Annotated in this window: 15 protein-coding genes; 3 read left to right on the plus strand and 12 right to left on the minus strand. The window is 63.5% G+C overall.

Annotated elements, in window-relative coordinates; all coding sequences use genetic code 11:
- Position 1: 1 nt before the first annotated feature.
- The 11 genes from nuoI to ndhC are packed head-to-tail and all read right to left on the minus strand — an operon-like array spanning position 2 to position 8,960.
- Positions 2-487, minus strand: a complete 486-nt coding sequence (gene nuoI / locus HT578_RS02960) for an NADH-quinone oxidoreductase subunit NuoI (protein ID WP_039393248.1) — start codon at positions 485-487, stop codon at positions 2-4.
- Entirely contained in the window at positions 487-1,530 is a 1,044-nt protein-coding gene (gene nuoH, locus HT578_RS02965; protein WP_039393247.1) for an NADH-quinone oxidoreductase subunit NuoH, read from the minus strand. Before nuoH ends, nuoI begins: the two co-directional genes overlap by 1 nt.
- Positions 1,527-3,545 carry an NADH-quinone oxidoreductase subunit NuoG gene (gene nuoG, locus HT578_RS02970; RefSeq protein ID WP_213502124.1) on the minus strand — a complete coding sequence of 673 codons (2,019 nt, stop codon included), beginning with the start codon at positions 3,543-3,545 and terminating at the stop codon, positions 1,527-1,529. The genes nuoH and nuoG overlap by 4 nt, the downstream gene beginning before the upstream one ends.
- Positions 3,545-4,846 (minus strand): NADH-quinone oxidoreductase subunit NuoF, encoded by a 1,302-nt coding sequence (gene nuoF, locus HT578_RS02975; RefSeq protein WP_213502125.1) that lies wholly within the window; start codon positions 4,844-4,846, stop codon positions 3,545-3,547. Before nuoF ends, nuoG begins: the two co-directional genes overlap by 1 nt.
- Before the next feature lie 3 nt (positions 4,847-4,849).
- Entirely contained in the window at positions 4,850-5,518 is a 669-nt protein-coding gene (gene nuoE / locus HT578_RS02980) for an NADH-quinone oxidoreductase subunit NuoE (RefSeq protein ID WP_213502126.1), read from the minus strand.
- Positions 5,511-5,711, minus strand: coding sequence for a hypothetical protein (locus HT578_RS02985; RefSeq protein WP_039393239.1), 201 nt, complete (start codon positions 5,709-5,711; stop codon positions 5,511-5,513). Before HT578_RS02985 ends, nuoE begins: the two co-directional genes overlap by 8 nt.
- Complete coding sequence (locus tag HT578_RS02990) at positions 5,708-6,058, minus strand: nuclear transport factor 2 family protein (RefSeq protein ID WP_239026461.1); 351 nt, start codon at positions 6,056-6,058, stop codon at positions 5,708-5,710. The genes HT578_RS02985 and HT578_RS02990 overlap by 4 nt, the downstream gene beginning before the upstream one ends.
- Complete coding sequence (locus HT578_RS02995; protein WP_213502127.1) at positions 6,055-7,266, minus strand: NADH-quinone oxidoreductase subunit D; 1,212 nt, start codon at positions 7,264-7,266, stop codon at positions 6,055-6,057. The genes HT578_RS02990 and HT578_RS02995 overlap by 4 nt, the downstream gene beginning before the upstream one ends.
- Positions 7,263-8,012: an NADH-quinone oxidoreductase subunit C gene (locus tag HT578_RS03000; RefSeq protein WP_213502128.1), complete on the minus strand. Its 750-nt coding sequence runs from the start codon at positions 8,010-8,012 to the stop codon at positions 7,263-7,265. The genes HT578_RS02995 and HT578_RS03000 overlap by 4 nt, the downstream gene beginning before the upstream one ends.
- A gap of 13 nt (positions 8,013-8,025) precedes the next feature.
- Positions 8,026-8,589: a NuoB/complex I 20 kDa subunit family protein gene (locus HT578_RS03005; RefSeq protein WP_039393232.1), complete on the minus strand. Its 564-nt coding sequence runs from the start codon at positions 8,587-8,589 to the stop codon at positions 8,026-8,028.
- Positions 8,586-8,960 (minus strand): NADH-quinone oxidoreductase subunit A, encoded by a 375-nt coding sequence (ndhC, locus tag HT578_RS03010; RefSeq protein ID WP_039393231.1) that lies wholly within the window; start codon positions 8,958-8,960, stop codon positions 8,586-8,588. The genes HT578_RS03005 and ndhC overlap by 4 nt, the downstream gene beginning before the upstream one ends.
- 504 nt (positions 8,961-9,464) lie before the next feature.
- Here ndhC and HT578_RS03015 point away from each other — a divergent pair.
- Positions 9,465-10,658 (plus strand): acetyl-CoA C-acyltransferase, encoded by a 1,194-nt coding sequence (locus HT578_RS03015; protein WP_213502129.1) that lies wholly within the window; start codon positions 9,465-9,467, stop codon positions 10,656-10,658.
- Between the two features lie 82 nt (positions 10,659-10,740).
- Here the strand turns inward: HT578_RS03015 and HT578_RS03020 are convergent, their stop codons facing one another.
- Positions 10,741-11,217: an SH3 domain-containing protein gene (locus tag HT578_RS03020; protein WP_144400990.1), complete on the minus strand. Its 477-nt coding sequence runs from the start codon at positions 11,215-11,217 to the stop codon at positions 10,741-10,743.
- Between the two features lie 82 nt (positions 11,218-11,299).
- Here HT578_RS03020 and HT578_RS03025 point away from each other — a divergent pair, with 82 nt between their 5' ends.
- A complete protein-coding gene (locus HT578_RS03025; protein WP_213502130.1) occupies positions 11,300-12,316 on the plus strand; it encodes a 2-hydroxyacid dehydrogenase in 1,017 nt (338 codons plus the stop codon).
- Positions 12,317-12,410: 94 nt separating this feature from the next.
- Positions 12,411-13,739, plus strand: coding sequence for an ammonium transporter (locus tag HT578_RS03030; RefSeq protein ID WP_213502131.1), 1,329 nt, complete (start codon positions 12,411-12,413; stop codon positions 13,737-13,739).
- The last annotated feature ends 29 nt before the right edge of the window (positions 13,740-13,768 follow it).

Raw genomic sequence — 13,768 nt, forward strand, 5'->3', positions numbered from 1 at the left:
CCTAGCGATACGGCGCATCGGCTTCAAGGTTCGCGGCAATTGCCCGCTCCCACTTATCGCCGTTCGCCAAAAGCTTAGCCTTGTCATAGAGCAGTTCCTCGCGCGTTTCGGTCGCGTATTCGAAGTTCGGCCCCTCGACGATCGCATCCACCGGACACGCTTCCTGGCAGAAGCCGCAGTAGATGCACTTCGTCATGTCGATGTCGTAGCGCGTGGTACGGCGCGAACCGTCGTCACGCGGCGCGGCTTCGATCGTGATCGCCTGTGCCGGACAGATTGCCTCGCACAGCTTGCACGCGATACAGCGCTCCTCGCCGTTGGGATAACGGCGAAGGGCATGCTCACCACGGAAGCGAGGCGAAAGCGGGTTCTTCTCGAAGGGGTAGTTGATCGTCGCCTTCGGCTTGAAGAAGTACTTCAGCGTCAGGGTGTGGGCCTTCACGAACTCATAGAGCGTGAAGGACTTTACGAGTTGAGCGACGCTCATCAGGAATACCTCGTCAGCATCAGGTAGCCCGAGACCAGGACCACGAAGAGGAGCGAAACCGGCAGGAAGACCTTCCAGCCAAGACGCATCAGCTGGTCGTAGCGGTAGCGCGGGACGGTCGCCTTCACCCAGGAGAAGACGAAGAAGAAGAAGAAGACCTTGAGCAGGAACCAGATGAAGCCCGGGACAAGGTACAGCGGCGCCCAGTCCAGCGGCGGTAGCCAGCCACCGAAGAACAGCGTGGTGTTGAGCGCGCACATCAGAAGAACGTTCGCGTATTCACCCAGCCAGTAGGCGGCGAACGCCATCGACGAGTACTCGGTCTGGTAACCGGCCACGAGTTCCGATTCCGCCTCGGTAAGGTCGAAGGGCGCGCGCTGGGTTTCCGCCAGCGAGGAGATGAGGAACATCACCCACATCGGGAACAGCAGCGGATTGAACACGAAGCCGTTGAAGATGCCGAAGACATGGCCCTGCTGCGCCTTGACGATGTCGTTCATGTTGAACGTACCCGACCACAGGACGACGCAGATGATGATGAAGCCAATGGAGACTTCATACGAGATCATCTGGGCCGATGCGCGCATCGCCGAGAAGAAGGGATACTTCGAGTTCGAAGCCCAGCCCGCCATGATCGTGCCGTAGACACCCAGCGAGCTGATCGCGAGGATGTAGAGCAGGCCGACGTTGATGTCGGCGAGCATCGCGCCCGAGTTGAAGGGGATCACCGCCCAGGCCATCAGCGCGATGGTGAAGGTCACCACCGGTGCGATGAGGAAGATGCCCTTGTTCGCGGCCGAGGGAACGATGGTTTCCTGGAGGAAAACCTTCAGACCGTCTGCGAACGACTGGAGGAGGCCGAACGGGCCGACCACGTTGGGGCCACGGCGAAGCGCCATGGCAGCCCAGATCTTGCGGTCGACGTAGATGATCATCGCAACGGCCAGCATGAGCGGCAGGGCGATGAGCAGAATGCCGCAGATGGTCGCGACAAACCACGCCCAGTCATAGGTCATTCCAAGCGATTGGAAGAAAGCGGTCATTCCGCGGCCTCCGCGATCTCTTCCCCGTGAAGCAGTTCAGCCGAACACTGCTGCATCACCGCGCTGGCGCGCGCGATGGGGTTGGTCAGATAGAAGTCCTTGATCGGATAAGCGATCACACCGGAAGCGGAGCCGCCACCGACAGGCAGGTCCTGGCCGTAGTCGGCCAGACCTTCGCTGCCAAGTGCAGGAACCTCAGCGGCCATTGCGGCACGCAGTTCCTCGAAGCTGTCGAAGCCGACCGAGACCCCGAAGGCATCGGCCATGGCCCGCAGGATCGTCCAGTCCTCACGGGCATCGCCCGGAGCAAAGACCGCCTTGTCCGAAAGCTGAACGCGGCCTTCCGTGTTGACGTACGTGCCGTTCTTCTCGGTGTAGGCCGCAGCCGGCAGGATGACGTCGGCCGCGTGCGCGCCCTTGTCCCCGTGGTGGCCGATGTAGACGACCATGGAGTTCGCGAACTTCGTGAAGTCCACTTCGTCCGACCCCAGCGCCAGCAGCACCTTGGGAGCGGCAGCGACGAGATCGGCGATACCGCCCTTCTGTGCGTAGCCCAGCATCAGGCCGCCCATGCGGGCCGCCGAGAGGTGCAGGACGTTGAAGCCGTTCCAGGTCGAACCGTCTTCCAGTTCACGCACGAGCTTGAGCTGGCTGGCGATCGAAAGCGATGCTTCGAGGCCGCCACGGCCCAGCCCTGCCCCGCCGACGATCATCGCCGGACGCTTGGCAGCCGAAAGGGCATCCCACGCGTGCTGGGGAAGCTGGTTCAGAACCGAGAGGTCTTCGCCGAGGAACTCGCCACCGAACGTGGTTTCCCACTCCGGACCGATCAGGAAGACCTTGGCACCGCGCTTGACCGCCTTGCGCAGACGGACGTTGACGAGCGGAGCCTCGGTGCGGACCTGACTGCCCACGATCAGGATCGCGTCAGCCGTCTCGATGTCGTTGAAGCCGGTATTGAAGTTCACCGCGGCCAGGTTCGAGCAGTCGTAGTCCATGCCGGTCTGACGACCTTCCAGGAGCGACGAACCGAGCGCGCCGAGCAGCTTCTTGGCCGCAAACATTGTCTCGCAGTCGAGCATGTCACCCGCGACGGCCGCAATCGAGTTGCCCGGATTGAGCGAAGCGATGGCCGAGAAGGCCTCCTGCCAGCTCACCGCGACCAGCTTGCCGTCCTTGCGCAGGAACGGCTTGTCGAGACGGCGCTTGGTCAGGCCATCGACCTGGTAGCGCGCCTTGTCCGAGATCCATTCCTCGTTGACGTCATCGTTGACGCGCGGAAGCACGCGAAGCACTTCACGGCCACGGCTGTCGATGCGGATGTTCGAACCCACAGCGTCGGAGACGTCGATGCCGATCGTCTTCTTGAGCTCCCAGGGACGGGCCTCGAACGCGTAGGGACGCGAAGTCAGCGCGCCGACCGGGCACAGGTCGATCACATTGGCCGACATCTCGTGCGTGGCCGCCTTCTCGAGGTAGGTCGTGATCTGCATGTTCTCGCCGCGATAGATCGCGCCGATCTCGTCCACGCCGGCGATCTCCTCGGAGAAGCGCACGCAGCGGGTACAGTGAATGCAGCGCGTCATCGTGGTCTTGATGAGCGGGCCCATGTTCTTGGTGGTGACGGCGCGCTTGCTTTCGTCGTAGCGCGAACCGCCACGGCCATAGGCCACCGACTGGTCCTGAAGGTCGCACTCGCCGCCCTGGTCACAGATCGGGCAGTCGAGCGGGTGGTTGATGAGGAGGAACTCCATCACGCCTTCGCGCGCCTTCTTGACCATCTCGGAGTCCGTGCGGATCTCCTGGCCTTCGTTGGCGGGCAGCGCACAGGACGCCTGCGGCTTGGGCGGTCCGGGCTTCACCTCGACCAGGCACATGCGGCAGTTGCCGGCGATGCTCAGGCGCTCGTGGTAGCAGAAGCGCGGGATTTCCTTGCCGGCGAGTTCGCAGGCCTGCAGGACGGTTGCGCCCTGCGGTACCTCGATTTCTACGCCGTCTACTTTGACCTTGGGCATTATTCAGCAGCCTCCGGCATGTTTTCGGCAATCCGGCGTTCCAGCTCGGGGCGGAAATGACGGATCAGACCCTGGATCGGCCATGCAGCGGCGTCACCAAGGGCGCAGATGGTGTGGCCTTCGACCTGCTTGGTCACCTGGAACAGCATGTCGATTTCTTCAACCGACGCATCGCCGGTGCGCAGGCGCTCCATGACGCGCCACATCCAGCCCGTGCCTTCGCGGCACGGCGTGCACTGGCCGCAGCTCTCGTGCTTGTAGAAGTACGAGATGCGGCTGATGGCGCGCACGATGTCGGTGGACTTGTCCATGACGATGATCGCCGCGGTACCGAGGCCGGAGCCCACGGCCTTGAGGCCGTCGTAGTCCATCGGGCAGTCGATGATATCCTTGGCGGGCACCAGCGGAACCGACGAACCACCCGGGATCACGGCGAGGAGGTTGTCCCAACCGCCGCGAATGCCACCGCAGTGCTTCTCGATCAGTTCGCGGAAGGAGATCGACATCTCCTCTTCCACGACGCAGGGCTTGTCGACGTGTCCCGAGATCTGGAACAGCTTGGTGCCGCGGTTGTTCTCGTTGCCGAAGCTCGAGAACCAGGCCGCGCCGCGCCGCATGATGGTGGGCGCAACCGCGATCGATTCCACGTTGTTCACGGTGGTCGGGCAGCCATAGAGGCCGGCACCGGCCGGGAACGGCGGCTTGAGACGGGGCTGGCCCTTCTTGCCTTCCAGGCTCTCGATCATCGCGGTTTCCTCACCGCAGATGTACGCGCCCGCACCACGGTGGACGAAGACGTCGAAGTCGTAACCCGAACCGCAAGCATTCTTGCCGAGCAGGCCCGCCGCGTAGGCTTCTTCACGCGCGGCGAAGAGGACTTCGGCTTCGCGGATGTATTCGCCGCGAATGTAGATGTAGGCCGCGCGGGCACCCATTGCGAAACCGGCCACCAGCGCGCCTTCGAAAAGAAGGTGCGGGTCGTGGCGCATGATCTCGCGGTCCTTGCACGAGCCGGGCTCGGATTCGTCCGCGTTGATGACGAGGAAGCTGGGCTTGGGATTGCCGGCTGCGTCCTTGGGCGGCTCCTTGGGCATGAACGACCACTTGAGGCCGGTCGGGAAGCCTGCGCCGCCGCGTCCGCGAAGGCCCGAGGCCTTCATTTCCTCAATGATGGCTTCCTTGCCACGGCCAAGAATATCCTTGGTGCCGTCCCAGGCGCCGCGCGCCATGGCTTCCTTCAGGTTCCAGGGCTGGAACCCGTAGAGGTTGGTGAAAATGCGATCCTTGTCGGCGAGTGCCATGACTTACCACTCCCCCCGGTAATCGTGATTTTCGGTGACCATGTCCTTGAGCGTGGTCGGACCACCGACCGGCTCGACCGTGTGACGACCGGGTTCCTGCGTACCAGCCTTGGGCGTCTCGCCCGCGGCCAGTGCGTCGAGCACCTTGTCGAGGCGCTCTGCGGTGAGATCCTCGTAGTTGTCGTCGTTGATCTGGACCATCGGAGCCGAGGCGCAGTTGCCCATGCATTCGACCTCGGTGAACGACCAGAGGCCGTCTTCCGAAATATGCCCGGCCTTCATACCGCGCTTCTTGCAGGCGGAGATGAGGTCATCCGAGCCGCGCAGCATGCAGGGCGTCGTGCCGCAGACCTGGACGTGGAACCGACCGATCGGCGCGATGTTGTACATCGTGTAGAACGTGGCAACCTCGACAACGCGAATGATCGGCATTTCGAGATAGGCTGCCACGTATTCCATCACGGGGATGGGCAGCCAGCCTTGCGTGTTCTCTTCGGCGCCGACCTGGCGCTGGGCGAGGTCGAGCAGCGGCATCACGGCCGAGCGCTGACGCCCTTCCGGGTACCGCGAGAGTACGTCCTTCGCCTTTTCGGCGTTTTCAGGCGTCCAGGCAAAATTGCCCCAGCGCGCCCGCAGTTCCGGCGTATCCGGTTCGATATAGCGGTCAGCCATGCTTACCCCTGCGCTTCAGCCACTGTTCCTGGCCGAAAAAGAAAATTTCAAAACCACCGATGGCGGTCGCCAGCATGGCGACGGTCTGCGAGGGAACCCCGCCCACCGACATCACGCCGAAATAAAACGCGACGAGGCAGAGGCCCGTAAGCCCTGCCCAGACGCGCAGCATCTCAACCGAGGAGAGGTTCATCGAATGAACTCCACCCGGCTGCACTTGTCGCCCTCGAAGCTGTAGACGGCGAGAACGTCGAACGGCTCGACGAGTTCGGAACCGTCGCTTGCCGGACCGCGCGTGACGTGCTCACGGAAGACGACGAAGTTCTCGGTTTCCTCGATCGAGACGATCTCGGCGTGGTTCTCGGGCCACTTGACGAAGGCGGCGGCAAGGCCGGTACGTGTACCTTCCTTGCCCTCGCGCACGACCGCACCGCGGTAACCTGCCTCGCAGGCCTCGTCGGTCATGTAGGTGACGTAGAGATCGGCGTCCTTGGCGTTGTAGGCCGCGATCATCGCCTTGGCTGTTTCGAGCTTGCTCACCGGTCACACTCCCCGAACACGATGTCGAGAGCGCCCAGGATGGCCGTGGCGTCGGGCAGCATGTGGCCCTTGCACAGGAAGTCCATGGCCTGGAGGTGGCTGAACGCCGTCGGGCGGATCTTGCAGCGGTACGGCTTATTGGAGCCGTCCGAGACCAGGTACACGCCGAATTCACCCTTGGGGCTTTCCGTTGCGACGTAGACTTCGCCTTCGGGGACGTGGAAGCCCTCGGTGTAGAGCTTGAAGTGATGGATCAGCGATTCCATCGAGGTCTTCATCTCGGCGCGCTTGGGCGGACCGACCTTGCGATCGGTCGTCATGATCGGGCCTTCGGGCATCTGCGCGAGGCACTGCTTCATGATCTTCGCCGACTGGCGCACTTCCTCGACGCGGACCATGAAACGGCCGTAGCAGTCCGATTCCGTGGCGACCGGAACGTCGAATTCCATGCGGTCGTAGACGTCGTAGGGCTGGCTCTTGCGGATATCCCACGGGATACCGGCGCCGCGGATCATCGGACCCGAGAAGCCCCAGGCCAGCGCATCCTCGCGCGAGACCTTGGCGATATCGACATTGCGCTGCTTGAAGATGCGGTTGTCGACGACGAGGCTCATCGCGTCCTCGAACAGCTCGGGCAGGCGCGTGTCGAGCCAGTCGCCGATGTCGGCGAGCAGCTTGAGCGGCACGTCCTGGTGCACGCCGCCCGGACGGAACCAGGCCGAGTGCATGCGGGCGCCCGAAGCGCGTTCGAAGAAGTTGAGGCAATCCTCGCGGATCTCGAACAGCCACAGGTTCGGCGTCATCGCGCCGACGTCCATGATGTGGCTACCGATGTTCATCATGTGGTTCGAGATACGGGTCAGCTCGGCGAAGAACACGCGCAGGTACTGAGCCCGCAGCGGCACCTCGATATTGAGCATCTTCTCGATCGCGAGAACGTAGCTGTACTCCATCCCCAGCGGCGAGCAGTAGTCGAGCCGGTCAAAGTACGGCAGCGCCTGGAGATAGGTCTTGTTCTCGATCAGCTTCTCGGTGCCGCGGTGGAGAAGACCGACGTGCGGATCGATACGTTCGATGATCTCGCCGTCCAGCTCCATGACCATGCGCAGAACGCCGTGGGCCGCCGGGTGCTGGGGACCGAAGTTGATCGTGTAGTTGCTGATGACCTCGTCGCCGGTCGTGGGCGACTGCTCAAGCTGCATGCTCATGCCTTGTCTCCCTTTTCGTCCTTGGCGGGCGCCGGCGGAGCTTCCTTCTCGGCAGCCTTGGCGTCGGTGTCCTTGTCGGCACCGGTGTCCTTGGGGCTTTCGGTCGTCTTCTTCTCGGCGACGGGCGGGGCGTCGGCCTTCTCGTCACCGGGGAGGATGTAGTCGGAACCTTCCCAGGGGCTCATGTAGTCAAACGAGCGGAAGTCCTGGGCCAGCTTGACGGGCTCGTAGACCACGCGCTTGTCCTCTTCGGAGTAGCGCAGCTCGACATAGCCCGTGAGCGGGAAGTCCTTGCGGAAGGGGTGACCCTCAAAACCGTAATCGGTGAGGATGCGGCGCAGGTCCTTGTTGCCGGCGAAGATCACGCCGTACATGTCGAAGACCTCACGCTCGAGCCAGCCCGCGTTGGGCCACAGCGTGGTCACGGTCGGCACGGGCGTGCTTTCCGAGGCCGTGCACTTGACGAGCAGACGGTGGTTCTTTGTCACCGAAAGCAGCATGTAGACCACCTCGAAGCGCTCGACGCGCGAGGGGTAGTCGACACCCGCCATCTCCATCATCTGCTGGTATTCGTGCTCGTCACGCAGCAGCTTGAGGGCATTGGCGATTTCCGGGCGCGCGACAGTCAGTACGACTTCGCCGTGCTGCTCCGTGGCGGAGATCAGCATCGAGCCCAGGGCGGCGCTCAGCGTTTCCACGACACCGTCGTTGGAAGCGTACTTGGGAGCGGAGTGAAGAACGGTCATGGTCGGCTTCCTCTCAACGCTCGATCGTGCCGACGCGGCGGATCTTGCGCTGCAGCTGCATCACGCCATAGAGCAGCGCCTCTGCGGTCGGCGGGCACCCCGGGACATAGATGTCGACCGGAACGATGCGGTCACAGCCGCGCACGACGCTGTAGCTGTAGTGGTAGTAACCACCGCCGTTGGCGCACGAACCCATCGATATGACGTACTTGGGCTCCGACATCTGGTCGTAGACCTTGCGCAGCGCCGGGGCCATCTTGTTGCACAGCGTGCCCGCGACGATCATCACGTCGGACTGGCGCGGCGAGGCGCGCGGAGCGGCACCGAAGCGCTCCATGTCGTAGCGCGGCATGTTCACGTGGATCATCTCGACCGCGCAGCAGGCAAGGCCGAAGGTCATCCACCACAGCGAGCCGGTACGGGCCCACTGGAACAGTTCCTCGGTCGAGGTGACGAGGAAGCCCTTGTCGGAAACTTCCTGATTGAGATCGTTGAAAAACGCCTGGTCGGGGGCGGTCACCTGACCACTCTGGCCCGACGCCAGCGGCTGTCCGGATGCGTTGACGAGCGTGCTCATTCCCAGTCCAGAGCTCCCTTCTTCCATGCATAGGCGAGGCCAATGGCCAGCTCACCCAGGAACACCATCATCGTGCCCCAACCGGCCCAGCCGGTGAGGTCAAGCGAGACGGCCCAGGGGAACAGGAACGCGGCTTCAAGGTCGAACACGATGAAAAGGATCGCGACGAGATAGAAGCGCACGTCGAACTGGCTGCGCGGATCTTCAAATGCGGGGAAACCGCACTCGTATTCGCTCAGCTTGTCCGCATTCGGCTTGGCAGACCCCGTGAGGTGCGCCACGCCCATGGGCAGGAACACGATGATCGCGGACAGGGCGAGCGCGATCGCGAGAAAAATGAATATCGGCAGATATTGCGACAGATCAGTCAATGGTCTCTGGCCTCTTACCGGGTGGCGGCAGAGCCGCTTATGGCACCGTGTGTGGTTTCCGGGCGTTGAGCGGGTCCTTAGGCCGTCCCTCCGCACACCGCAAGGTGTCCGTCAGGATTATTCCCTTCCCGTCCATCGCACTGCAACAAAAAGACGCAAAACCGCAGGAGCTCTAGGCCCACAGCGATCTTATCGGGTCACTTGAAGGAAACAATCTGCAATAGTGCGCACAGCAGGGTGAACTCTTTGCAAGCCAAATGCGGCACGATTCGCCTCTCTTTTCTTGAAAATCAGACATTAAAAAGCTATTGCGAGGCATTCGCATCTATAGCGAGAGATGAATGATCGGATCTCGCGCGTTTTCCTGACCGCCGCCGCCGCGCCCCCCGCGCCGCACCACGGGCACCACCGGGGCGTTGTTGCAAGAAGCAGCGTTGAAAATGGCGCAGCGCAACATTATCGAATGAGGACGCGAACCGCATTCAGGCAGGAAGGCTCCACGCCATGACCCAGATTTCCGCTTCCGATCCCATTGTCGTTCTCTCCTACGCACGCACCCCGATGGGCGGCCTCCAGGGCGCTCTTGCCGGGGTCGATGCCACCGAACTCGGCGCTACCGCCGTCAAGGCCGCCGTGGAGCGCGCCGGCGTCGCGGGCGAAGATATCGAACGCATCTACATGGGCTGCGTCCTGCCGGCCGGTCTTGGCCAGGCCCCTGCCCGCCAGGCCGCCCTGAAGGCAGGCCTTCCCAAGTCGGTGCAGGCAACGACCGTCAACAAGGTCTGCGGCTCGGGTATGCAGACCGTCATCATGGGCGCTGAGGCCCTCGCCTCCGGCTCGATCGATCTGGTCATCGCCGGCGGCATGGAGTCGATGACCAACGCCCCATATCTTTCCAAGACGCACCGTTCGGGCGCACGCGCCGGTCACGACACGATCTACGACCACATGTTCCTCGACGGCCTCGAAGATGCCTATGAGGGCGCGTCGATGGGCTCGTTCGCACAGGTCACCGCCAACGACTACCAGCTCACGCGCGAGATGCAGGACGAATACTCCATCGAGTCGCTGCGCCGCGCCAACGAGGCCATCACCACCGGCGCCTTCGCCGATGAAGTCGTCCCCGTGACCGTAAAGAGCCGCAAGGGCGACACCATCGTCGAGACGGACGAGCAGCCGCCCAAGGGCAAGCCCGACAAGATCCCGACCCTGCGTCCGGCCTTTGCCAAGGACGGCACGATCACGGCCGCCTCGTCGAGCTCGATCTCGGATGGCGCAGCCGCGATTGTACTCACCCGCAAGAGCGTTGCGGACGCGAAGGGCCTGTCGCCGGTTGCGACCGTCGTTGCCGTGGAAGCTCACGCGCAGGAGCCCAAGGACTTCACCACCGCCCCTGTCGGGGCCATCGAGAAGCTGCTTGCCAAGACCGGATGGAGCGCCTCGGACGTCGATCTCTTCGAGGTCAACGAAGCCTTTGCCTGCGTTGCCATGTTCGCGATCAAGGACCTGGGCATCCCGCACGACAAGGTGAACGTGAACGGCGGCGCGACCGCACTTGGCCACCCCATCGGCGCTTCGGGCACGCGCATCATCGTCACCCTCATCAACGCCCTCAAGAGCCGCGGCCTCAAGAAGGGTATCGCCTCGCTGTGCATCGGCGGCGGTGAAGCGACCGCGATCGCGGTCGAACTGGCCTGATCTGCCCCGGCCCGTCCTACGAAAAAGCCCCGCGGATGGTTCGCATCCGCGGGGCTTTTTCGTTGCCATGCCGGCTTGCGCCTCAGGGCGTACCAGCGCCCCAGAGGCTGCTTTCAGGTACCCAGCCGCGATGTCCCTGGATGTCGAGTTCACACCACCCTGCCTCGCATTCGCCAAGAAGACCGACAACACCCGGCTCGACCTGCCACAGGACAGGCGCGGCCTCCCCGCGCTCAGCGTGCATCTCGATGAGGTCATCGCCGCGCACGATGGCTCCGCGCTGGCGTGAGAGCAGAAGGTCGCGCATCCAACCCTGGGCACCGTCCGGATCTTCCACCTGACGCCAGGGCCCCTCGCGCCGAATGACCTTCACCGGCAGATGCAGGCGTCGGTAGACCCATGCGATGCGAAAACTGTTGCCGGGTCCTACGCGCATGTTGGCTTCATCAACGTCGATGGATGCCCAGTAGGGGACTTCGTCCTCGTTGGCGGCCTGCGCGAACGAAGGACAGATGCACAGGGCCGCAAGCGCAGCCAGGATCGAGTATTTGCGCAACATGGTTCTGACTTACTTCCCGGAACGCGGTTTCATCAAGACGCCTTGACCGCGCGACTGCACAGCGCGATAGCCTAAAGACGTCATGTCTGCATCCAATATTACCGCTCGCCCGCCACTCCCCACACGTCCCTCGGTCGTCGTGACCCGGCGGCTCGCCCCTGCGGTCGAAGAGCGCATGCGCGAACTGTTCGATGCCGATCTCAACACGCCCGACACCCCCCTCTCCCGCGAGGAGCTTCGCGCGGCGATGGCGCATTGCCATGTGCTCGTTCCCACGGTGACCGACACGATCGACCGCGATCTTATCGAATCGGCGGGGCCGAACCTTGGTATGATCGCCAATTTCGGCGCCGGAACCGAGCATATCGACCTGGCGGCGGCACGGGCGCGCGGCATTCTCGTGACAAACACCCCGGGCGTGTTCACCGATGATACCGCAGACCTGACATTCGCGCTGCTCATACTGACCATGCGGCGCTTCAAGGCCGGGGCGCAGACCCTTCAGAACGGGGCCTGGGAAGGCTGGGGTCCCACCAGCATGCTGGGCCACAGCCTGTCACGCAAGACACTGGGCATCGTAGGCATGGGCCGGATCGGGCAAGCCGTTGCCCACCGTGCGCGGGCCTTTGGCATGAACATCGTCTACCACAATCGCCACCGCCTGCCCGAAGCACTCGAAAACATGCTCTCGGCGTCCTTCGAGCCAGATGTTGAACGGCTGTTCGCCACATCCGATGCCGTGAGCCTCCACTGCCCATTGACCGCCGCGACGCATCACCTTGTCGACGCCGAACAGATAGCGCGGATGAAGAGCACCGCCTGCATCATCAATACCGGCCGGGGTGGCCTGATCGATGAAGACGCGCTTGTCGAAGCGCTGGAGCAGGAGCGGATCGCGGGCGCCGGCCTCGACGTCTTCGCGCACGAGCCCGAGGTGAGCCCCCGACTTCTTGCCGCGCCCAATCTTGTGGCCCTGCCCCACCTTGGCAGCGCGACCTTCGAAGGGCGAGAGACCGCCGGTCACAAGATCATCGCCAATATCCGCTTCTGGGTCGACGGCCATCGCCCGCCAGATCAGGTGCTACCCGAAAGCGACTGACCATCGGCTTGATCCGCGTGATCGGTGTGCGCTTGGCGTTAACCGGTCCCATGCTCTAAGTGACGCCTTGAATGGTGACGCACGAGCGAGAGGCATGAACGGGATGGGACGCGCAGACGGACAGAGAGGAAAGGCCGGACACCGCCTCGCCCTTTTGGCCTGCAGCCTCCTCCTTGCCAGCATTTCCCGTCCTGCCTCAGCCCAGAGCGGAGCGCTGGATCTCGCCGATACGGGCGATACGGCCTGGGTCCTGGCCGCGAGCGTTCTCGCACTCGCCGCGACGCTTCCCGGCCTCGTCCTCTTCGCGTGCGGCCAGGCGCGCGGGCGCAACCAGATCACGACCTTGTACCAAGGCATGGGCGCGGTACTCGCCAGCGCGCTGGCCTGGGCGGTCGCGGGCTACACACTTGCCTTCGGCAATGCCTCTGGTGGCTGGCTTGGCGCCGGAAACGCATGGATGCTGCGTGAATTCGGCAATCTGCGCACGGCTTCGAGCATCCCCGAAAGCGGCTTTGCTCTCTTTCAGTCAACCTCGGCCCTTGTGCCAGTCGCAATTCTGGTCGCGTTCCGATCCGGCCGCATGAATACGGGCTGGTTCATGGTCTTTGCGCCCCTGTGGTCCCTGGTCGCCTATGCTCCGCTAGCCCACGCAATCTGGGGTGGAGGCTGGATCTCGGAGAAATTTCTCCCGATTGATTGGAACGGGGGCATCGTCATCGGCCTCGCCGTCGGAGTAAGCGGGCTCGTCCTTGCGCTCCTGGGGCCAGAGCGCGAGCCAGCCCCCTCCCCACTCTCGCCACTGAGCCTTCTGCTCATTCTTCTTGGCGCGGCACTTTTCCTCGTCGGGCGTATCGCGGCGAGTGGCGGGCAGGCGCTTACCGGCAACGACGATGCCGCAGCAGCCATGCTGGCAACCCTTCTGGGGGCCGCCGCAGGGGCGATCACGTGGCTTTTTCTGGGACTTGTCACGAACCGTGCACCAGGGCCTCTGTCGCTGGCCCGCGGCCTTCTTTGCGGCCTTGCCTGCATTGCGCCGGCAGCCGGCTACGTATCGCCCGGAGGTGCCATCATGATCAGCGTAATCGGGACGGCGGCCAGCTACGGCCTTACCAGGACATTGCAAGCCCGGTCCCGTCTGGGGGACGCTGGGGTGCTCGCCAGCGTGTTTGCAGGGGGCGGAGCCTGTGGCAGCCTGCTCGTCGTGCCCTTCATCCAGCCTGCGCTGGGCGGCACAGGACTCCCCTCCGGCAACAGCCTGATGGATCAGCTGATCGGGCAAGCCGCGACGCTCGCAATCGCCACGGCCTGGATGGCAGGGACCACGCTCGTTCTGGCGACCATGGTTTCCCTCGTCCGGCCAATGCGCCCGTCGCAAGACCGCATCGACCAGGGCCTCGACGTGGCTACACCAGAGGGATTCTGATATCGAGTAGGGGGGCGCCTCACGGCGCC

Origin of the sequence: Novosphingobium decolorationis (assembly GCF_018417475.1) — a bacterium.
In the GTDB taxonomy this organism is placed as follows: domain Bacteria; phylum Pseudomonadota; class Alphaproteobacteria; order Sphingomonadales; family Sphingomonadaceae; genus Novosphingobium; species Novosphingobium decolorationis.